This window comes from Staphylococcus sp. SA22, from assembly GCF_054165785.1.
Map to the genome: position 1 here is coordinate 392,970 of NZ_JBSZQY010000001.1, position 22,647 is coordinate 415,616.

A 22,647-nucleotide genomic window follows, 5' to 3' on the forward strand; every position below is an offset into this window, starting at 1 on the left:
ATTTTAAATTTCAATTTCCAACATACTTTATAATCAAACCTTATAAATAAGTTTTGCAAATTTATATAGAATTGGTCTTACTGGTTTGATGAAATCACCAATTAATTCTTCAACATGTGCATTAAAACCTTTTTTAAATTGTTGTACACCAAAATCATCCGCCTCATTACTAAAGACGCCTGTTATTCCATAAAAATTATACCTATTAATATTATGTGATTTTGCATATTTTATCATATGCCATTGTAGATGATATGCGCCCATATACTGATTATATTTAGGATTTGATCCACTTGATAGATAATAAACTTCATCATCAGTACATATAAATAAAGCAGCAGCTAAATCCAAAACAGGTCCATCTTCTAATATTAGTTCTTCGGTTTTACTAATTCTATTATTAATACTAGATAATTGCATATTTAACTGATTTAATTTAGATTTATTCTTTTTAGAATTTGGATTTTCATTTAATGCTCTGTTCACAGTCATCATTTCATTTTCGATTTTCAATAATTGTATTTTTAATTTATCTTGATATTCATTAAGATCTATGCAAGCTATCTTTAACATTGCCTTATCTTTATATATTTCTTGCATTCGTTTAAAATAATCTTCATTCATGAAATGAAAACCATGTTTTTCTTCAGCCATTTGAAACAATTTATAAAATCGATTTGTTTCTTCAATAGATAAATCTTCAACCTTAACACCAATCTCAATAGTTTTTTTTATATTTCTTCTAGTTTGGTATTCCATTTCTTTTAAAAGTTGATTCTCATCTTTATCTTTTAAATCCAATACAGAAATCCACCTAATTTGGCTTTTATTTGAATATCCTGTTGTATAACCTTGATGGAGATACCCAATTTTTCCTAGCATCTTTACTATCACTGAATTATTATAATTCTTTATTATCCTACCGTTTGCATCTCTCAAATTCTCTATTAAATATGGATCAACAAGAATAAATACTCCTCTATTTTTATAAATGAATTTAGATAATTCTTTAAAAAAGTAACAAACTAATTTAGCATCGAAATAATCAAGTAAAGGACCTCTATGAGAGTAGAAATATTTGTAGAATTTAAAAATACGTGCCTCTGTTAATAAACATGCAGCTATAACTTCATTTTTATCATCCTTCACTCCCACAATATGTGCTTCATGATTTATTTTATTTCTATAATTATATAATTCTATAGACTGTGTATAATGTTTGAAGTGCTTTTTGGTGTAGTTGGTAAATTCTTCTTCACTTAAAGTTGAAAATTTCATATTTCAATGTCCTGCCTTCGATTTAAATTATGCTTTTTTAAATGGTCTAATAAAAATCATATCATTTTCATAATTATGAACAACTTTATGTGCAACCTCTGCTTTACGCCATCCACCATTATTCCAGTTTTGATCTAAACTTTGGAACTTCATTAATTTTCCATCATAATCACCATTTAAAAATGTTCCAAAACGAACTTTTCTAATTGAATCACGTAGTTTACTTTGTTATTTATTCATGATGCTATAACCCCGCTTTAATATATTGTTATTATAACATAGCGAACTATATATTATAGAAAGATATTTGATTTGTTTTAGAAATCTATTGTAGGAGGTAAAATAATTAACTTGCCTTTCCGAAATATGAAAAGTGTACTAAAATTCATCGCAAGACAAATAGCCCATTTCCGATACTTTTATAAAGTATGGAATGGGCTATAGCCATTTATATCATCTTTTAACTTTATTTATTAACTGTTAATAATGATTCATAAATACCTGCTTCTTTAGCAGCTTCAATTAATGTTGAACCAATTTCTGAAGGTGTTGCCGCTGTTTTCACACCGCAACTATTTAATGTTTTAATTTTCTCTTCAGCAGTACCTTTACCACCTGAAATGATCGCACCAGCATGTCCCATACGTTTTCCAGGAGGTGCTGTTTGTCCACCGATAAAGCCTACAACTGGTTTTGTCATATTCGCTTTAATCCATTCAGCTGCTTCTTCTTCAGCTGTACCACCGATTTCACCAATCATAACAACTGCTTTCGTTTCGTCATCTTCATTGAATGCTTTTAAAACATCAATAAAGTTTGTTCCGTTGACTGGGTCTCCACCAATACCAACAGCTGTAGTTTGACCAATACCTTCTTCAGTCAATTGGTGCACTGCTTCATATGTTAGTGTACCTGAACGTGATACTACACCAACATGACCTTTTTTGTGAATATAGCCAGGCATAATACCAATTTTACATTCATCTGCTGTAATCACACCTGGACAGTTTGGACCAACTAAACGTGTTTTTCTACCTTGTAAGTAGCGTTTAACTTTAACCATGTCTAATACAGGAATATGTTCAGTGATACAAATAACCATATCTAAGTCTGCATCAGCTGCTTCTAAAATTGAGTCTGCAGCAAATGGTGCTGGAACGTAAATGACTGAAACCGTTGCCCCAGTTTCATTTTTAGCTTCTTCAACAGTGTTGAAAACAGGAACGCCTTCAACAACTTGACCACCTTTACCAGGCGTCACACCTGCTACTATTTTCGTACCATAATCAAGCATTTGTTTTGTATGGAAAAGGGCAGTAGACCCTGTAATACCTTGTACCATTACTTTAGTATTCTTATCTATAAATACACTCATCTTAGTGCTCCCATCCTTTCCTTATGCTTCTTTGACTAGTTTAACAATTTTTTGTGCACCTTCAGCCATTGTTGCTGCTGGTTCAATTGCTAATCCTGAGTCTTTTAAGATTTTTTTACCTAACTCAACATTTGTACCTTCTAAGCGTACAACTAGTGGTAAAGTTAAATCTACTTCTTTTACAGCTTCAACGATACCTTCTGCGATAACATCACATTTCATAATGCCACCGAAAATGTTTACAAAAATACCTTTAACATTTTCATCACCTAAAATGATTTTAAATGCTTCAGTTACTTTTTCTCTAGTAGCGCTTCCGCCTGCATCTAAGAAATTGGCTGGGTTTCCACCGAAATGATTAATCGTATCCATTGTTGCCATGGCTAAACCTGCACCATTCACCATACATCCGATGTCACCATCTAATGCAATGTATGATAAATCATGTTTAGACGCTTCAATCTCTTTTGGATCTTCTTCTTCTAAATCACGTAATTCTACAACATCTTTATGTCTGAATAATGCATTATCATCAAAATTAATTTTAGCATCTAATGCCAATACATCACCATCAGCTGTTGTAACTAATGGGTTGATTTCTACGATTGAACAATCTTTTTCAATGAATACATTATAAAGTGCTAATAAGAATTTAGCAGCTTTGTTAACAGATTCTTTAGGAATATTAATATTAAACGCAATTCGTCTTGCTTGGAATGGTGAAAGTCCGATTACTGGATCGATAGTTTCTTTGAAGATCTTTTCAGGAGTCTTCGCAGCAACTTCTTCAATCTCAGTGCCCCCTTCTTCAGACGCCATCAATGTTACTTGGTCAGTCGCACGATCAATAACGAATCCAACGTAATATTCTTTTTGAATAGCACAACCTTCTTCGATATATAAACGCTTAATTTCTTTACCTTCTGGACCAGTTTGATGTGTCACCAAAGTTTTCCCTAATAATTCTTTTGCATATGTTTCTACCTCAGATAAAGATTTAGCAATTTTTACTCCGCCTGCTTTACCTCTACCTCCAGCATGAATTTGTGCTTTTACAACATATACATCAGAATTTAATTCTTTTGCTTTCTCCACCGCTTCTTCAGCAGTAAATGCTACTCGTCCTTCTGGAACTGCAACGCCCATTGAACGAAATATTTCTTTACCTTGATACTCGTGGATATTCATCTTCCATCCTCCTGTTACTTAGGTTAAGTTCCCTTACAATTATAAAAAATGTAAGCGCTATTGTAAACTTAAATGCTACTTTTTTATCATTTAATTGAATTTTACGATTTACAGTAACGATTTTATAGGTTCAAAGCTTTTTCTATGCTCTTTCATTATGCCAATATCATCGATTGCTAGTAAATGTTGTTTGGTACCGTAACCCGCATTTTTTTCAAAACCATATTCAGGATAATCTTTAGATAACTGTGTCATATAATCATCACGAAAAACCTTTGCCATGATACTTGCAGCTGCAATGGACACACTTCTTGCATCACCCTTGATTAAAGATACTTGAGGCAGTGCATTATCAAGTGTCATCGCGTCTATCAATAAATGCGTTGGTTGTACTGATAATCCATCAATAGCTCGCTGCATGGCGATTTGAGTAGCTTTATAAATATTAAATTCATCTATTTCTTCAGCTGTCGCGATACCATATGCAAAAGCAGTAACTTCATTTTTTAGTGCTTCATTTAATTCTAGACGTTTCGTAACAGGTACTTTTTTCGAGTCATCAAGGCCCAAATAATTGTGATTTGAATTTAAAATTGTTGCGCATGCAACGACTGGACCTGCTAAAGGTCCCCTTCCAACTTCATCAATACCACAAATAATAGCATTGGGATTCTCTTTTAATATTTCATTTTCAAAGTAAGTCATTTCAACATATTTTTCTTTTAAAGCTTGTTCTTTTTCTAACGCTTTTCTTCGTCTGGCTATGGCATTTTGTACACCTTTTCGCTCATCTAAAAAGCATTCATGATTTTCTAATTCTTCTATTGTATTAACCGCATTAATCAACTGCGTTACTTCTTTAATTGTTAGCGTCATTTGCTAATTCCTCAGTCATATCTTTAAAAATATCAAAACAATAATTTCCTATTTTAGCATTTCGAATATCATAAATAATCAGTTCAATGACTGCTTCGTAATCAATTTCATTACCACGTCGAATTAAGCCACGTTTTTTCCCTATCGCATCAAACCACGCTATGATTTCTGCATCTTCAGGAACTTCGATTTTATAATGTGCTTTTAAGCGCGCTAAATCATTTTGAATTAAAAAGTTCAGACCATAGATGGCAACTTCATCTAAGTGCACAATACTATCTTTAATGGCACCAGTTAAACTCAACTTCTTACCTACTTCTTCATCTTCAAATTTAGGCCAAAGAATCCCTGGTGTATCTAATAGTTGTAATGCATTACCAACTTTGATCCATTGTTGTTGTTTGGTCACACCTGGTTTATTACCAGTCTGTGCAATACTACGCTTTGCCAGTTTATTTATTAATGTGGACTTACCAACATTTGGAATTCCAACAATCATTGCTCTTATCGCTCTAGGTTTAAGTCCTTTCGCTTTTTCGCGTTCAAATTTTTCAGCAGTCGCCTTAATTGCTGCAGCTTCCACTTTCTTTAAATTTTTACCGTGCTTAGCATCCACTGATACAGGATAGTATCCTTTATCAATAAAAAATTGTTCCCATTTTGACATCTCATTTAAATTAGACATATCTTTTTTATTTAATATAACAACACGTGGTTTTTGGTTAATAACTTCATCTATCATAGGGTTTCTTGAACTATATGGAATTCTTGCATCTACTAGTTCAAACACTACATCTACTTTTTTTAATTGTTCACTTACTTCTCTTTTGGCTTTCGCCATATGTCCTGGATACCATTGAATAACCATTCAATTCACCTTACTTTCGTCAATTCTTTTCTCATTATTAAAATCTATAACTTGTTAATTATAGAACAAATTCATTAATTCAACTATATTTATTTTAACATTGTCACACTTCTTAACAATGCTTTAGATTAAGGTATAAGTGATTATTCCAAGTTTTCTCTAATTAAAAATTATCATTTATTAAATCTAAGCTGCTTATTAGGTGATATTCATTTAATACAGTATGACATTTTTATTATTCAATATATTTGTTTAATGATAAACTAAAAATAATCCAAAGTTTAAGTAACTATGATAAGGTATCTGTTCCACAGTCATCTTCGTCTTTACCTATCGAGAACCTCATTAACTTTAGTTTCAGTTAAACTTAATTTTAAATTTGAAAGTTGAGGATAATGTTGTGTTAAAAAAGTGGCTAAATTCAAACGTCAAACAATTCTTTGTTATAACTTTCATGAGTGTAATATTAACGCTTATTTTATTTTCTACTCATATCTATGATTATATTGTGAATGGTACTGTTTTTAGTGGGGCTGGAGATGGATTCCGTCAAATGATGCCATTTCAAATGTATTTGTATGAACATCTAAGTAGTTTTTCTAGTTTATATGATGCATCGTTTGGATTAGGTGGCGATTATATGAAAGGACTATCATATTATTATTCGCTGTCACCATTAATGTGGCTAAATTTTCTATTCATTAAAATAGGAGAAACTGTTGGTATATTTAATCCGACAACAATACATTTTTGGCCGACAAACCAACTTATTATGGCTATGATACGAGCTATCATAACATTTGTCGTGACCTTCTACTTATTTAAAATATTACACTTTAAACGCTCAACAAATATGATCGCTACGATTTTATACGGCATGTCAACTGTCGTTATATACTTTAATTTTACTTGGTCATTTTATGGAAATTTATTATATTTATTGCCATTATCGATCCTTGGTTTGGAAAGATATTTTCAACAACGCAAAATCGGTATTTTCATTGTTGCGATAGCCCTAACACTATTCAGCAATTTTTATTTCAGTTATTATCAAGCTATTATTATAGGTTGCTACTATTTATATCGACTCATTTTCACATACAAATATGACATTGTCTCTAGAACACAAAAATTAATTTGCGTCATATCTGCTACAGTATTGAGTGTGTTATCAAGTGTATTTGGTTTATTCACTGGCATTTCTGCGTTTTTGGAAAATGACAGAAAGCAAAATCCCAATGTTGATATACCGTTTTTGACACCACTTGATTATCATTATTTTTTCTTTAGCGATGGATTTTTCATTACGATTTCAATTCTTACTTTCGTTGCATTATTGTCATTCAAACTGTATCGTTTTTACTTTTATAGACTTTTCGCAATAATAACATGGATATTATTTATTGGTTCATTATCACAGTATTTCGACAGTGCTTTTAATGGTTTTTCATTTCCAGAAAGGCGTTGGGTGTATATCTTAGCACTATCATCAAGTGCTCTTTGCGGATTGTTTATTCAACATTTATCAACATTAAATATGAAATATTATTTAATCAGAACAATACCAGTAAGCATCATCGCATTACTTTATGTATTACTATCACCGACACACCCTCTCGCACTTATAGTAGGTATTATCCTGCTAATGGTGCTTGCCGTTATTTTAAAATTTAGTTTATGGCGTTATAAAAAATTAACCGTTGCAATATTAGTATTAATCGTTATGATTCAACAAATCGTCATTTTAGATAACAACAAAAATATGGCAATCAAACCTTATCAACAATCATTATCAACGTTGAAACAACATGATTACCATAGTAACTATGTAAACCAGCTTATAAAAAAGATAAATCAAAATGCAACAGGCCCATTTAATCGCATTGATTATATGTCAGACTATGCATTAAATTCACCATTTATATATCATTATAATGGCATTTCATTATATTCTAGTATTTTTAATGGAGACATTTTAAAATATTATGACAAGACACTCCAAATTAATATGCCAATTGATAAAAACAGCACTTATAGACTACTTGGCAATCGTCAAAATTTACTATCACTTTGGAATGTTAATGATCGAATTAGAGTGAATCATGATGACAACTTACCATATGGATTTAAAATTAACTCTGAACACAAAGACAATAAAGTTCGTTGGATTCATTCTAAAAATACCATCCATTATCCAAGTGCACATATTACAAATAAGGTCTTTTCCAATAAAGAATTAAAATCTCCATTAGATAAAGAACAAGCAATGTTGCAAGGGATTGTTTCTAACAATACTAAAGATGTTAATACACATTTTAAAGCCAATAAAAATTTACTATCAGATTCAACAATTAAATTAAATAGTGCAGCCTGGCAATCTCCTACAAAACATTTATTACAAGTTAAACAAAATAATGGTGGTCTAACTGTACAGTTGCCAAAATCAGTTTCTAATCAATTTAAAGATTTGTATTTTGAAATGGATTTAGAATTACTTTCGCCGGATAAAGCTCATGATGTTAAAGTGAATGAATATACACAAGAAAGAAATAAACTCACTTATAAATATCGACGCTTTGTAACACCCGTAACGATACGCATTAAAGCTTCAGATAGGATTAGATTATCATTGCCTAAAGGTAAGTATCGTGTAAATTTAAAAGGGATATACGGCGAAGATTATACCACGCTTAAAGACGCTTCAAATTCATTAGAGGCTGTCAAAGTTAGTAAGACAAAGCAAGGTTATACTATTACTAAAAATAAAAATTCATCTGGGTATATTGTTTTGCCAACAGCATATAATCAAGGTATGAAAGCGACATCAGGTGATCAAAGTCTTAAAGTTGAACAAGTAAATGGTGTTATGACCGGCATTAAAGCACCTAAAAATATAACAAAGATTCAATTGAGCTATACCCCACCATACTATTATTTACTTATAACAATTACTATATTTGGCATTATATGTAGTATTATTTTCACGAGATGGGCAAGACAAAAATAATGTTGCTACGCATATATTTAATAAATCTACTAAGTCCTTTTCAATGGCACTTAGTAGATTTTTGTTTATATAACCATTTTGAGCAAACACGTTATGAATAAAGAAGGGAAAAACAATTACATTATCAACTTTACATTAACTAAACAGCAAAAAAGCCATCTATATCACTCCATAAAAGTGACCTAGATGGCTTTGTTGTTTGAGTCGAATATGACTCATACATAGCTTTGTTTAAATGCTGATTAACGAATTTCTTGGATTCTAGCAGCTTTACCACGTAAACTACGTAAGTAATATAATTTAGCACGACGTACTTTACCACGACGTTTAACTTCGATTTTTTCAATTTTTGGTGTGTGTAATGGGAATGTACGTTCCACGCCAACACCTGATGAAATTTTACGAACTGTAAACGTTTCAGAAACGCCACCGCCACGACGTTTAATTACAACGCCTTCGAATACTTGGATACGCTCACGAGTACCCTCAATGATACGTACGTGTACACGTAAAGTATCACCAGGACGGAAACTTGGTAAGTCTGTACGTAATTGTGATTTAGTTACTGCTTCGATTAATTTGTGATTTGTCATTATAAATTCTCCTCTTCAACCTATGTTCTTGCCTCGACAAATATATAGCAGCGGATCATAGTGATTTTTGTGTTTCCACACTCAGATTATGTTAGCACAATACTAACCTTTTTTCAATCCTATTTTATATCTTTCTAATATTTGCTTATCTGCATTAGTTAATGGATATTTTTCAATTAAGTCAGGTCTTTTATTATATGTGCGGATCAACTTTTGCTCATGTCTCCATGCATCAATATTGGCATGATTTCCAGACAATAAAACATCTGGAACTGTTAGACCCTTAAATTCACGCGGACGTGTATATTGCGGAAACTCTAATAACCCATCTGAAAATGAATCGTCTTGATGTGACTGTTCATTACCTAAAACACCTGGAATCAGTCTAACAATAGCATCAGTCATGGTCATCGCTGGCAATTCTCCACCTGTTAAAACATAGTCACCCATTGATATTTCATCTGTGACAAGATGTGTTCGGATACGTTCATCGTAACCTTCATAATGTCCGCATATGAAAACGATGTGGTCAGCCTTGCTTAATTCAACAGCTTTCTGATGTGAAAATGGCTCGCCTTGTGGACACATTAAAATAACGCGTGTTTGTTCTGTGACATCTAAGTCTTCCATCGCATTAAAAACAGGTTCAGGCTTTAACACCATACCTTGTCCGCCACCATACGGATAATCATCTACTTGGTTGTGCTTGTTAATTGCATAATCTCTAAAATTAACCGTATTGATTTGTAATTTATTGTTTTCTTGGGCACGTTTCATAATTGAATGATTTAAAACACCAGCAAACATTTCAGGAAATAAAGTTAAATAATCAATTTTCATTAATCCAACAATCCTTCCATTGGCGTGATGATAATTTTTTTATTTTCAACATCCACTTCTTTTACAACATCAGCAATATAAGGAATCAAATATTCTTTAGATCCTTTAATCACCCACACATCATTCGCACCTGTTTCAAATATATTAATTACACGACCTATTGGTGTTTCTTGATCATCAAAAACTGTACATCCTATAATATCTGAATAATAATATTCATTTTCCTCAAGTACGATATCTTCATGATCACGCTCTTGATAAATAGAACTCCCTTTTAAATGCTCAATATCATTAATATTATTAATACCTTCAAATGTGAGCATATGAAGCCCTTTATGCACTCTATGTGACTTAACAGTATATTCAAGGTCGTTATTGTTATGCACAACTGTCAGCACTTGACCGGGTTGAAAACGAACGTCTGTAAAGTCTGAATTGGATTTTACTTTAATTTCACCTTTAATACCATGTGTGTTAACAATTTGACCAACTTCAACTCTCATTCTATTACCTCCAACTCTATGCTTTGAACACTTCTATTTTAATTGAAAATAATTCAAAGAAAAAGGGCACCATTATGGTACCCAATACGTTCTATATTACTAACATGTGATATTCCCAACGTATCATTGAGTAATAACTGTCAGTGTAAACGAGTTATTCTTATTGTTAGAACAATTTTACGCTAAATTACTTAGCTTTCTTTTGTTCGTCAAATTTTTTCATAATACCTTCTTTTGATAAGATATTGTGAACTGTATCAGTTGGTTTCGCACCATCATTTAACCATTTTAAAGCTAACGCTTCGTCAACTTTAATTTCTGGAGCATTAGCGCTCGTTGGGTTATAAGTACCGATTTGTTCGATGATACGTCCGTCACGTGGAGAACGAGCATCTGCTACTACGATACGATAGAATGGATTTCTTTTTGAACCTAAACGTGTTAAACGAATTTTAACTGCCATTTATAAAATCTCCTTTAAGTCATGTTTTAATTTTTATTTTCTACAAGAAATAATATTAACAGGTGTATGAATGTTTGTAAAGAGTTTTTTCTTTACCTAGAAATTTATTGAATATTTTATCCCAAAATCTAGAAAAATTAAATTAGCTCGATGAAACGCTTAATACTTTTCCTGAGTGCATTTACTACCAAGTTATACAAAATGATATAATTAAACATTATATTCACATGAACGGTACTACTTACTACAACTGTACATGTCCCTCTAAATAACTTTAATTACAATATTATTAATGCAAAAACACCAACCTTAAGTTGAAATAAAGATTGGTGTTTATATTAAACATTAAAACGGTAAATTCATACCTTTTAACATATTTTGCATTTGATTGCGTTTACCTTTTTTACCTTTACCGCCACCAGTGAATTGTTTCATCATTTTCTTCATATCGTTAAATTGTTTCATCAAACGATTGACTTCTTGTAATGAACGACCAGAACCTTTAGCAATACGCTTTTTACGTGATACATTCAATGTGTCTGGATTGTTTCTTTCAGCCGGCGTCATTGACTGGATAATCGCTTTAATATGATCAATTTGCTTTTCACTCATATTAAGCTTATCTAGACCTTTCATTTTATTCATACCTGGAATCATTTTCATAATATCATCCAGTGGTCCTAAATTTTTCACCTGATCAAGTTGTTCTAAAAAATCATCTAAAGTAAATGATGACTCACGCATCTTTTTCTCTAAATCTTTTGCTTTTTCTTGATCCACATCTTGTTGCGCTTTTTCAATTAAACTTAACACATCACCCATACCTAAAATACGTGATGCCATACGTTCAGGATGGAATAGCTCTAAACCATCTAACTTTTCACTCATACCAACAAATTTAATTGGTTTTTGTGTCACCGAACGAATAGATAAAGCTGCACCACCACGTGTATCACCATCTAATTTAGTTAAGGTAACACCTGTGACATCAAGTTGATCGTCAAAAGATTCTGCAACATTGACAGCATCTTGACCCGTCATTGAATCGACAACTAACATAATTTCGTTTGGTTTAGCAATGTCTTTTACTTCTTTTAATTCATTCATCAATGCTTCATCGATGTGTAATCGACCTGCTGTATCAATGATTACAAAGTCTAAATGTTCTTCTTTAGCATGTTTTAATGCATTAGTTACAATTTGTTGTGGCTTTACTTGATCTCCTTCACTGTATACAGGAATATCAATTTGTTTCCCTACTGTTTGTAATTGATTTATCGCTGCTGGACGATAAATATCTGCTGCAACTAACATAGGTTTTTTGTTGTATTTTTTACGCATCAATAATGCTAATTTACCTGCAGTTGTTGTTTTACCAGCTCCTTGTAAACCAACCATCATAACAACAGTAGGTGGTTTATTCGACATATTAATCGATGTATTTTCTCCACCCATCAACTTCGTTAATTCATCTTGAACTATTTTAATAACTTGTTGCCCTGGTGTTAATGATTGCATTACATCGGAACCTAATGCGCGTTCTGATACTGTTTTAATAAATTCTTTTACCACTTTAAAGTTTACATCAGCCTCAAGTAACGCTAATCTTACTTCACGCATCATTATCTTTATATCAGCTTCAGTAAGTTTACCCTTACCACGCATTTTTTGCATCGTCGCTTGCAGGCGTTCTGATAAGCCTTCAAATGCCATATCGATGTCCTCCCTCAATTTATATCTATTCTAAGTCTTCTAATTGTTGAATATAACGTTGTATTTGTTCTGGATTACTTAAATGTTGTTTCATTTCATCATATATTTCTCGGCGTTGCTCAAATTTCTGGTATAATTCCAATTTCTTTTCATAATCTTCAACTAAATCGCCAGTTCTTCTTATATTATCATAAACTGCTTGTCTACTCACATTAAAAGTATCTGCGATTTCACTTAAAGAATAATCTTCGAGATAAAATAATTCCAAATAATTACGTTGTTTATTCGTCAATAAGGATTGATAAAAATCAAACAAATAATTCATTCGTAACGTTTTAACTAAATCATTTTGCCCCATGATTATCGTCCTTTTCTTCTGTTACAATTTGATCATTTTCAACTGTTGTTATTTCTTCATTTTGTTCAATCATATCAGCGAATAAGCCGTAGACATAACTTTCAGGGTTAAATGGTTGTAAGTCATCTAACTGCTCACCTAAACCTACATATTTAACTGGAATGTGCAATTCATTACGAATGGCTAATACGATACCACCTTTGGCTGTACCATCTAATTTCGTTAATACAATACCTGTAACGTTTGTTACTTCTTTGAAGTTTCTAGCTTGTGACAACGCATTCTGACCAGTTGTAGCATCTAAACATAGTAATGCTTCGTGAGGCGCATCTGGCACTGCTCGATTAATTACACGCTTAACTTTTTCTAATTCTTGCATTAGATTTGTTTTATTTTGTAAACGTCCAGCGGTATCACAGATTAAAATATCAACACCTTTGTTTTTAGCGGCATTAATCGCATCATACATAACAGCAGCTGGATCAGAACCTTCACTTTGGCTAATTACATCTACACCAACACGTTCGCCCCAAACTTTCAATTGATCAATAGCACCCGCTCTAAAAGTATCGCCCGCAGCTAACATTACTTTTTTACCTTCCATTTTATATCGGTAAGCTAATTTTCCAATTGTTGTTGTTTTACCAACACCATTCACACCGACCATTAAAATGACATTTAAACGACCATCTTCTAAGTTCATAGCTTCTGAATTATCATCTTCTTGATGGTAAATCTCTACGATTTTTTCAACAATGACTTCACGCAAATCTTCAGTATCTTGAATATTACGTCGTTGTGCTTCCATACGTAATTCTTCAGTTAACGTCATCACTGTATTAAAACCGACGTCTGCAGTGATTAACATTTCTTCTAAAGCTTCAAAAAAGTCTTCATCTACTTTACGATATCTCGCTATCAAATTATTTAATTGTTCTTGGAAATTTTGACGAGATTTTTCGAGTCCTGCTTTAAATTTAGCACCCATTTTTTGAGCTTCAATTTCTTCAAAATCTTCAATTGATATTAAGCCATCGTCATCAAAATCCGCTTCACTCAACTTGCGTGGCTTCTTTTTCACTTCAGCATTTTCTGCTAAATCATTTACGTCCTGCGTTGAACCTTCAGAATGTGTATCTTCTAATTTGTCTTGACCTTGTTCTTCTGTTAAGGATTTAACTTCTTCATTTTCTTTATTTGTTGCAAACTTATCTTTTAAGCGTTTAAAAAAGCTCATTATTGCTCCTCCTTCAACACATCATCTATTGTATTTAAATTCACACTCACAAGTTTAGTAACACCTGATTCTTGCATTGTTACACCGTATAACCTATCTGCAAATTCCATTGTTCCTTTACGGTGTGTAATAACAATGAATTGTGTTTCGTCTGATAACTCATTTAAATATTTTGCGTATCTAATAACATTCGCTTCATCTAATGCAGCTTCAACCTCATCTAATATAACAAAAGGTGCAGATCTTACTTTTAAAATTGCAAATAGTAAAGCAATAGCAGTTAATGCACGCTCACCACCACTTAGTAACGATAAATGTTGCAACTTTTTACCCGGTGGTTGTACCACAATATCAATACCAGCTGTTAAATAATCGGCTTCAGTTAATTGCAATTCTGCATCACCTCCACCAAACAATTGTTTGAACACAGCTGTAAAATGTCCTTGAATAGCATGGAAAGTTTCTTTAAATCTTTCAGTAACCTCTTGATCCATTTCACTTATAATTTGCTCTAATGTTTCTTTAGCTTTACGAAGATCTGTACGTTGCTCACTTAAAAATGTATAACGTTCATTTAACTCTTCAAATTGTTCAATTGCATTTAAGTTTACAGGACCTAGTTCATCAATCGACATCTTCATTAATTTAACCTTTTTACGTAATGCGTCAATCGATTCATCACTCGTATATTCAGATTTTGCACGTTCAACAGTCAATTGATATTCATCATTTAAATGATCTATCGCATGATGAATTAATACATCTAGTTTTGATTGTTCAGCTTTAATATCTTGGTAGTGATTTTCGATAGCTAAAATATCTTGGTGACAAACTTGTAGTGTAGCTTCTTGCGCATCGATTTGTTCATTCAACTCAATACGTTGTTGTTTCAATTTATCTAATTCATCAGATAAGCGTGTTCTCGTTTCTTGTTGACCATTAATTTGATCTTTAATATTTTGAAAAGCTTGTTCGCCCATCACTTCATCCGAATTAAAGAATGCAATTTTTTCTTTAACATCATTTAATTGATGTTTGGTTTGTTGACTTTGATTATTTAATCGATCTATTGTCTGTTGTTGTGTTTTAATACGCTCTTTAACCACAGCAAGATCAGATTGTTTCTGATGTAACGTTTGTTGTGTTTTAGTTACGCTTTCCTTACCTTCTTTAGAAAGTTTTGTGTAGCGTTCAATTTCATCTTCTAGTCGTTTTAAAGATGATTTAATACTTTCTAAATGAGTTTCTTTTTCACTCAAAGTTTGTCGACTTTTGTCACTCGTATAACCATCATTTTTTTCAAATTCGAATTCTTCATGATCATTTTTTATTTGTGTTTCTTGTGTAGTTAATCTATCGAGCTCCATTTCAAAATGATGCACTTGCTCTTTAAGTGTATTATGCTTTTGACTTTTTTCAAAATACAGTTCACTTAATTGATCACTTTTTATCTTCAACTCTTTAAATTGTTGTTCAAATGATTCTGTTTGACGCAAGTAATCTTCTAATTGGTGTCTCATTGTTGTCAACTCGTCTTTTTGAGACAGAATACTTTTTGACTTACGAGCACCACCACCAGTCATAGAACCACCAGGATTTACAATATCACCTTCCAAAGTAACAATACGAGTTCGATATTTAATAGCACGTGCCAATTCATTTGCATGCTTTAAATGATCAACGATAATCGTATTACCTAATAAATTCCCGATAATATTTTGATATTCTGGTGCTACTTTCACTGCTTCCGAAGCAATACTAATAAATCCGTTTGCCTCTTTAGCAATAGACTTAATATCAGTCGCTACCACTCTACTCTTTATAACATTTAATGGTAAAAACGTCGCACGACCTAAATTACGTTCTTTTAAAAATTGAATAGCCTGGCGTCCATCTTTTTCTGAATCTACAATGACATGTTGTAATGAAGCACCTAATGCTGTTTCAATTGCCTGAGTTAATTTAGATGGCACATCAATAATTTCCGCAACTGCACCATGAATACCCTTTAATTCTTTATTTTTAGCTTTCAAAATATGTTTGACGCCATTGAAAAAATAAGTATATTCTTCCTCTTGCGTTGCCAAACTATCAATACGTGTTTTCATTTTTTCGGTATATCGATATGCTTGATACAATTTTTCTTCGTATTCGTTTTGTGCTTTTTTTGTATCAGTGAGGTCTTTTTCTATATTTTTAATTTCTTTATCTACAGCAGAAAGTTCTTTGTTGGTCTGTTGATATTCTTTTTTAGTCGTTTTTATTTGACCCTGAATATCTTTCAATTGCTCAAAGACTTCAACTAATCGAGAATCTAGTCTTGATTTTTTAGCCTCATTCTCTTCTATAGTATGCTTTAAAAAACGAATATCATTGTTAACATCTGATTGCTCTGACATTAATGTATAGTATTCGTTTTTAATTTCTTCCAATTTTTCATCGTGTGCTTCGTCTGAAACATATAGTTGTTCTTCTAATTCACGAATGACAGCGTTGAGTTCTTTTTGTTTACTTTTCAGAGACTTATAAGTATCTTGAGCTTCAGAAATCTCATTTGATATATTTTCTAAAAGCTCAATTAAATTTTCTTGTTCTTCTTCATATCGTGCATTTGTTTCAGATTGATTTTTCTTACGTTCTTCTAAAACATTTAATTGTCCCGTATATTTTTCAAAGGCTTCCGTAGCTTTTACTAATTGATAATTAAGCGATTCAACATCATTATCAAGTTGATGACGTTTACCTTTATATTGTTGAATTTGTTGGCTTAAACGTTGCTTGTCAGCTTCTTTATTTGCTTGTTGACCTTGTAAATCATTTAAACGTTGATCTAATTGTCTATTGTCATTTGTATATTGATCAATATCGTGCACTGTAACTACAATGTCACTATGTTTCATTTGGTGCGAAAGTGTCTTATATTCTTTAGCTATAGCTGCCTCCTCTTTTAGAGGTTCTACGCGACCTTCCAAATCATATAAAATGTCTTCTACTCTCGTTAAATTATCTTCTGTTTGGTCAAGTTTATTTAATGATTCAGCTTTACGTTTTTTATATTTAAGTACACCAGCCGATTCTTCAATAATTTGACGTCTATCAATTGGTTTAGCATTTAGTATTTCATCAACTCTACCTTGCGAGATAATGCTATATGCTTCTTTCCCCAATCCAGAATCTAAAAATAAATCGGCAATATCTTTTAATCTTGCACGGTCATTATTTATGTAGTACTCACTTTCACCACTTCGATACAATCTTCTTGTTACAATAACTTCGTTTTCATCAACACTGAGCTTTTTAGAATGATTATCTAATCTTAACTGTACTTCAGCATAATTTTGAGCTTTGCGATGTTCTGCACCTGAGAAGATAATATCTTCCATTTTTGAGCCACGTAATGATTTAGCCGATTGTTCACCCAACACCCATTTAATAGCATCTGTAATATTACTTTTACCACTTCCATTTGGACCAACAATTGCAGTTACACCTTTATCGAATTGAACATTGGTTTGATCTGCAAAAGACTTAAATCCAATGGCATCTATTGATTTTAAATAAACCATCCTAAACTCCTTATCACAATTTTAAAGAACATACGTATACGATATTTTAGTATTTGTATATTAAATTTCGAGGTTGTTCCATAAAATATTAAAAATTCTTCCATAAATCCTAAATCGAACACCTATATGTCGTATCATATAAATTTCTATTTAATTTGCTTTAATTGCTTATAGGCACTTTCAGCAGCACGTTGTTCTGATTCTTTTTTCGTTTTCCCTTTACCTTCAGCTATTGCTTCCCCTTGCAGAATAACTTCTGAAGTGAATAGACGATGATGTGCCGGTCCCTCTTCTTTTATTAAATTATAGGTTACATCACCTTTATTTTGCTGGTGCACATATTCTTGGAATTGTGTTTTAAAATCTACCACGCCTAATAACTCATTTTGTTCTACATGTGGGAAAATGACTTTCTCAGCAAATTTCCAAACTATATCTAGTCCTTGATCCAAATACAATGCCCCAATAAATGCTTCGAATGCATCTGATATTAATGATGGTCTTGTACGTCCCCCTGTTTTCTCTTCACCTTTACCAAGTAAAATCATTTCGTTCAATCCAATTTTATTCGCAAATATTACAAGTGAGGGCTCACATACAATAGTGGCACGCATTTTTGTTAAATTCCCTTCTGGCAAGTTGGGATGTTTATCAAATAAATATCGTGAAACCGTCAATTCTAATACCGCATCACCCAAAAACTCTAAACGCTCATTATGGTCTAAACGATTCATATTAAAATCATTAATAAAACTCGAATGCGAAAATGCTTGTTGGTATAAATCAATATTTTGATAAGTAAAGCCTAACTCTGTCATTTTAGTATCAAAGCGCTTTCTAAAACGATTAACTATCTCACTTTTCTTTTGTTTAGACATTATTTTATCTCCTTTATGTGTTGCTCTTGAATCATCTTTAATTTTACGTTAAAACTATTGATAATTAAAGAAAAAAACTGAGTCGACAATACTGACGACCCAGATGTAAGATTTATTATTTTTCAAGACTGTTAATAAATTTAACAGCATCACCAACAGTGTTGATTTTTTCAGCTTCTTCATCAGGAATTTCAGTACCAAACTCGTCTTCTAATTCCATTACTAATTCAGCGATATCAAGTGAGTCAGCGCCTAAATCATCTTTGAAAGATGCATCTTCAGTTACTTTATCAGCGTCTACACCTAAACGGTCAACGATGATATCTTTTACTTTATCGAAATTTTCCACGTCGATTCACCTCCTTTAAAAATGCCTATACATAGACTATTATATTTTCCCATTTTAAATTCTAAAAAACAAGTAGAAATTTTAGAAACAGTTATCAATTTATTGATTACTGTTTCTTATGCATGAGCTTTAGCTCAGGCGTTCCGCTTATTAGTTATCAATTTATTGATTACTGTTTCTTAGGGAGAAATTCTGGAACCTTATCTTGGTTGCTTAGAATTTCCCCCGCAAACTTGACTAGGTCAGGCAATTCTCCATTGGATGACCAGTCAACCACTGTGTCAATGAGCTTTAGCTCAAATATATTACATGTACATTCCACCATTTACATGGATTGTTTGACCTGTAATATATTTTGCTTTGTCTGATGCTAAGAACGCTACTGTATTAGCAATATCTGTGTCTTGACCAAAACGTGCTAACGGAATTTGAGTCAACATTTGTTCTTTAAGCTCATCACTTAAAGCATCTGTCATATCAGAAACAATAAAACCAGGTGCAACTGCATTTACAGTGATACCACGAGATGCTAATTCACGCGCCGCAGATTTAGTTAAACCAATAACACCTGCTTTTGTTGCAACATAGTTTGCTTGTCCCGGATTACCTACTGCTCCAACAACACTTGATAAATTGATGATAGCACCACTACGTTGTCTTAACATTTGTGGTGTTGCTTTTTGGATACAGTTAAATACACCTTTTAAGTTTGTGTCAATAACATCGTCCCACTCTTGTTCTTTCATACGCATTAATAAATTATCGCGAGTAATACCTGCATTATTTACTAAAACATCTAAAGAACCAAATTGGCTAACTACTTCTTTAATCATTGCTTTAACTTCATCAGCATCGGCAACATTTGCTTGGATCGCAAAACTGTCAACACCTTTAGCTTTGATTTCTTCGACTACTGCTTCAGCTTTCTCTTTGCTGCCTGCATAGTTTACTGCTACATTATATCCTTCTTCTGCTAATTGTAACGCAATGCTACGTCCAATTCCTCTTGATGCACCTGTTACTAAAGCACTCTTAGTCATTTTCATTCCATCCTTTCACATCTTCTAAAGTTTGAATTGATGTTAACTTAACATCTCTATTTATTTTTTTAATTAAGCCAGACAAAACTTTTCCAGGACCAATTTCAATAAAATGATCAACACCTTGGTCTATTAGCCATTCTGTTGAGTTAATGAATTGTACTGGTGAATATAATTGTTTGACCATATTAGATTTAATTACTTCTTTGTCAGTTTCACCTTGCGCATTTACATTTTGAACTACAGGAAACTTAGCATCACGCCATTCAAATTGATTAATATAACTTGAAAAATCTTCTTCAATCACTTTCATTAGCGATGAATGGAATGGGCCAGATACTGCTAAAGGCATGACACGTTTTGCACCTAATGATTTACCTTTTTCTACTAGCTCATCAATTAAAGCTTTGTGACCTGAAACAACAATTTGACCTGGGCAATTAATGTTTGCTGGTTCAATTATTTTGTCATCAGATGATAATGACTTACAAATTTCATCGACTTTATCAAAATCTAAGCCCAATACTGCAGCCATGCTTCCTACACCAGTAGGAAATGCTTGCGCCATTAATTGACCACGTTTTCTAACAATTTTAACTGCATCTTCAAATGATAATACGTCAGCTGCAACTAAACTTGAATATTCACCTAAACTATGCCCCATAGTAAAATCGGGATTCAAATTTTTTAGTGCTGCTAATAATGCCGAACTATGCGTCAATAAAGCTGGTTGCGTGTTTTCAGTTTCACCCAATTTGCCGTCTTCGTCAGTAAACATTGTCTCTAAAATATCAAAGTCTAACGTGTTTGCTGCTGAAGTTAAAATTTCAGTTGCTTGATCGTTGTTGTTATATAAATCTTGTGCCATACCAACTTTTTGGGCACCTTGTCCCGGAAAAATAATTGCTGTTTTATTCATTTGATTCACCTACAGTCTCTTTCATTGTTTGCACAATATTTTGCTCTCCTGCGATTTTCGCTTGTCTAATTGCAGAATAAAAAGCTTTAGCATTTGAACTACCGTGTGCTTTAACTACGGTACCTTCCAATCCTAATAAAACGGAACCACCGTATTCTGAGTAATCCATCTTTTTAGCGAATTCGGCTAAATCTTTCTTCAATATTGCACCTGCTAATTTATTTTTAGTACTACTCATAATCGTATCTTTTAACATTTTACCGATTGATTTTGCAGTACCTTCTAAATTTTTAAGGACCATGTTCCCAGTATAGCCATCGGTAACTACAACATCTGTATCGCCATCCATTAATGTCTTCGCTTCAATATTCCCAACAAAATTCAATGAATGATCTTGATTTAATAACTCATATGATTTTTTCGTTAAACTATTACCTTTAGCTGGCTCGGTACCTATATTTAATAATGAGATTTTCGGATTATCAATACCTCTAATTTTTTGAGCATAAATATCCCCTAGTTGCGCATACTGTAATAAGTGTTCAGGTTTAGCATCTGCATTTGCACCAACGTCTAAAAATACAAAACCTTTTCCATCAATCGTTGGCAATGTTACTACTAAAGCCGGTCTAGCTACACCTTTAATACGTCCAACAATGAATAAACCAGCTGACATTAAAGCACCAGTATTTCCTGCTGACACACATCCATCTGCCTCACCAGATTTCACAGCTTCAGCCATTTTTACCATTGAGCTATCTTTTTTACGTTTAATCGCTCTAACAGGCTCATCTTCCATTTCAATCTTTTCAGAACAATGTCTAAATTCGATTCGTTCATGGTTCAGTTTATACTTTTTTTCGTCACCGAAAAGTATAATTTCTAGATCTTTAAAGTCTTCAACAGCCTTTTGTACGGCTTCTAATACGATATCAGGCGCATTGTCGCCACCCATCATATCAATTGCTAATTTAACCATAATTTTATCCTCGCTTATCATAAAACATTTTAAAATTTCCTTTGAAAACTAATGTATGTTTAACATATGACTTTACTTCGACGTAATAATGTTTTGCAGTTTGATTTACAACTCGCGCTTCTGCTCTTACCGTATCATTTAATTTTACTTTTTCAATAAATTGAATGCTACTCTCATGAGTTAAAACTGTTGGTTGCTTAATTAGCGCAACACATAATGAATTTGCCTGAGCAAACAGCACATGACCACGCGCAATTCCAGTTTTATGAAAAACAGAATCCGATGTAATATCTAAAATTGATTGCGCTTTAACATTTGGATTGACTTGAATCAAATCACCAATAAATTCTTGTTCTTCAATAGAACTTATTTGGTCATAATTCTTTTCAGCAACTAATTTAATACGCTTCCTTAATTCTGGTATGTTTAAATAAGTGCGATCTAAACGAATTGTTTGTATACTCACTTGAAATAAGTCGCTTAGTTCATGGTCTGTGATGAAGGGATTGCTATCAATTTGTTGTCTGATTGCTTCTCTACGTTTATCTTTCTTTAGTTTCAACGTCTCACCCCTCATTTTTTAGTACCTAGTCTTAAACATTCCTCACATATCATAA

General features: G+C 32.6%; 20 protein-coding genes and 1 pseudogene. 1 reads left to right on the forward strand and 20 read right to left on the reverse strand.

All coding sequences use genetic code 11. From position 1 onward, the window contains the following. Positions 1 to 33: 33 nt before the first annotated feature. The 6 genes and pseudogenes from fmhC to ylqF form a co-directional block, all read right to left on the reverse strand. Positions 34 to 1,278, reverse strand: a complete 1,245-nt coding sequence (gene fmhC / locus ACXQH5_RS01830; RefSeq protein ID WP_000672856.1) for a FemA/FemB family glycyltransferase FmhC — start codon at positions 1,276 to 1,278, stop codon at positions 34 to 36. A 27-nt stretch (positions 1,279 to 1,305) separates the two neighbouring features. After that, positions 1,306 to 1,458: pseudogene (locus ACXQH5_RS01835) on the reverse strand (cell wall hydrolase); the annotation flags it as partial. 286 nt (positions 1,459 to 1,744) lie between these two features. Then, complete coding sequence (gene sucD / locus ACXQH5_RS01840; protein ID WP_000110253.1) at positions 1,745 to 2,653, reverse strand: succinate--CoA ligase subunit alpha; 909 nt, start codon at positions 2,651 to 2,653, stop codon at positions 1,745 to 1,747. 21 nt (positions 2,654 to 2,674) lie between these two features. Then, positions 2,675 to 3,841, reverse strand: a complete 1,167-nt coding sequence (gene sucC, locus ACXQH5_RS01845) for an ADP-forming succinate--CoA ligase subunit beta (RefSeq protein WP_001020801.1) — start codon at positions 3,839 to 3,841, stop codon at positions 2,675 to 2,677. 108 nt (positions 3,842 to 3,949) lie between these two features. Beyond that, a complete protein-coding gene (locus ACXQH5_RS01850) occupies positions 3,950 to 4,717 on the reverse strand; it encodes a ribonuclease HII (protein WP_000176399.1) in 768 nt (255 codons plus the stop codon). After that, positions 4,701 to 5,585, reverse strand: coding sequence for a ribosome biogenesis GTPase YlqF (gene ylqF, locus ACXQH5_RS01855; RefSeq protein WP_000236718.1), 885 nt, complete (start codon positions 5,583 to 5,585; stop codon positions 4,701 to 4,703). Before ylqF ends, ACXQH5_RS01850 begins: the two co-directional genes overlap by 17 nt. A gap of 400 nt (positions 5,586 to 5,985) precedes the next feature. On the opposite strand from ylqF, the gene yfhO reads away from it, so the two are divergent. Beyond that, complete coding sequence (gene yfhO / locus ACXQH5_RS01860) at positions 5,986 to 8,592, forward strand: lipoteichoic acid-specific glycosyltransferase YfhO (protein ID WP_000915249.1); 2,607 nt, start codon at positions 5,986 to 5,988, stop codon at positions 8,590 to 8,592. Positions 8,593 to 8,834: 242 nt separating this feature from the next. Here yfhO and rplS read toward each other — a convergent pair whose 3' ends face one another. From rplS to fapR, 14 genes are all read right to left on the reverse strand, one after another. After that, on the reverse strand, positions 8,835 to 9,185 hold the full coding sequence (gene rplS / locus ACXQH5_RS01865; RefSeq protein WP_000181404.1) for a 50S ribosomal protein L19: 351 nt from the start codon (positions 9,183 to 9,185) through the stop codon (positions 8,835 to 8,837). A 102-nt stretch (positions 9,186 to 9,287) separates the two neighbouring features. Further along, the gene (gene trmD, locus ACXQH5_RS01870) at positions 9,288 to 10,025 is read right to left on the reverse strand and encodes a tRNA (guanosine(37)-N1)-methyltransferase TrmD (RefSeq protein WP_000687320.1); all 738 of its coding nucleotides are present in this window, start codon (positions 10,023 to 10,025) and stop codon (positions 9,288 to 9,290) included. Beyond that, positions 10,025 to 10,528, reverse strand: coding sequence for a ribosome maturation factor RimM (gene rimM, locus ACXQH5_RS01875; RefSeq protein ID WP_001261990.1), 504 nt, complete (start codon positions 10,526 to 10,528; stop codon positions 10,025 to 10,027). The genes trmD and rimM overlap by 1 nt, the downstream gene beginning before the upstream one ends. A gap of 187 nt (positions 10,529 to 10,715) precedes the next feature. Beyond that, on the reverse strand, positions 10,716 to 10,991 hold the full coding sequence (gene rpsP / locus ACXQH5_RS01880) for a 30S ribosomal protein S16 (protein WP_000268754.1): 276 nt from the start codon (positions 10,989 to 10,991) through the stop codon (positions 10,716 to 10,718). Positions 10,992 to 11,336: 345 nt separating this feature from the next. Continuing rightward, positions 11,337 to 12,704: a signal recognition particle protein gene (gene ffh / locus ACXQH5_RS01885; protein ID WP_000863474.1), complete on the reverse strand. Its 1,368-nt coding sequence runs from the start codon at positions 12,702 to 12,704 to the stop codon at positions 11,337 to 11,339. 25 nt (positions 12,705 to 12,729) lie between these two features. Then, positions 12,730 to 13,062 (reverse strand): putative DNA-binding protein, encoded by a 333-nt coding sequence (locus ACXQH5_RS01890; protein WP_000531320.1) that lies wholly within the window; start codon positions 13,060 to 13,062, stop codon positions 12,730 to 12,732. Continuing rightward, complete coding sequence (gene ftsY, locus ACXQH5_RS01895; RefSeq protein WP_000007686.1) at positions 13,049 to 14,299, reverse strand: signal recognition particle-docking protein FtsY; 1,251 nt, start codon at positions 14,297 to 14,299, stop codon at positions 13,049 to 13,051. The genes ACXQH5_RS01890 and ftsY overlap by 14 nt, the downstream gene beginning before the upstream one ends. Then, positions 14,299 to 17,865: a chromosome segregation protein SMC gene (gene smc, locus ACXQH5_RS01900; protein ID WP_000262685.1), complete on the reverse strand. Its 3,567-nt coding sequence runs from the start codon at positions 17,863 to 17,865 to the stop codon at positions 14,299 to 14,301. The genes ftsY and smc overlap by 1 nt, the downstream gene beginning before the upstream one ends. A 146-nt stretch (positions 17,866 to 18,011) precedes the next feature. Then, positions 18,012 to 18,743 (reverse strand): ribonuclease III, encoded by a 732-nt coding sequence (rnc, locus tag ACXQH5_RS01905; protein ID WP_000043237.1) that lies wholly within the window; start codon positions 18,741 to 18,743, stop codon positions 18,012 to 18,014. Between the two features lie 115 nt (positions 18,744 to 18,858). Next, positions 18,859 to 19,092 carry an acyl carrier protein gene (locus ACXQH5_RS01910; protein ID WP_000426914.1) on the reverse strand — a complete coding sequence of 78 codons (234 nt, stop codon included), beginning with the start codon at positions 19,090 to 19,092 and terminating at the stop codon, positions 18,859 to 18,861. A gap of 305 nt (positions 19,093 to 19,397) precedes the next feature. After that, positions 19,398 to 20,132, reverse strand: a complete 735-nt coding sequence (gene fabG, locus ACXQH5_RS01915; protein ID WP_000167269.1) for a 3-oxoacyl-[acyl-carrier-protein] reductase — start codon at positions 20,130 to 20,132, stop codon at positions 19,398 to 19,400. After that, a complete protein-coding gene (fabD, locus tag ACXQH5_RS01920) occupies positions 20,125 to 21,051 on the reverse strand; it encodes an ACP S-malonyltransferase (protein WP_001043838.1) in 927 nt (308 codons plus the stop codon). Before fabD ends, fabG begins: the two co-directional genes overlap by 8 nt. After that, positions 21,044 to 22,030 carry a phosphate acyltransferase PlsX gene (gene plsX, locus ACXQH5_RS01925; protein ID WP_000239738.1) on the reverse strand — a complete coding sequence of 329 codons (987 nt, stop codon included), beginning with the start codon at positions 22,028 to 22,030 and terminating at the stop codon, positions 21,044 to 21,046. The genes fabD and plsX overlap by 8 nt, the downstream gene beginning before the upstream one ends. A 4-nt stretch (positions 22,031 to 22,034) precedes the next feature. Then, positions 22,035 to 22,607, reverse strand: a complete 573-nt coding sequence (gene fapR / locus ACXQH5_RS01930; RefSeq protein WP_001548538.1) for a transcription factor FapR — start codon at positions 22,605 to 22,607, stop codon at positions 22,035 to 22,037. Positions 22,608 to 22,647: the final 40 nt, after the last annotated feature.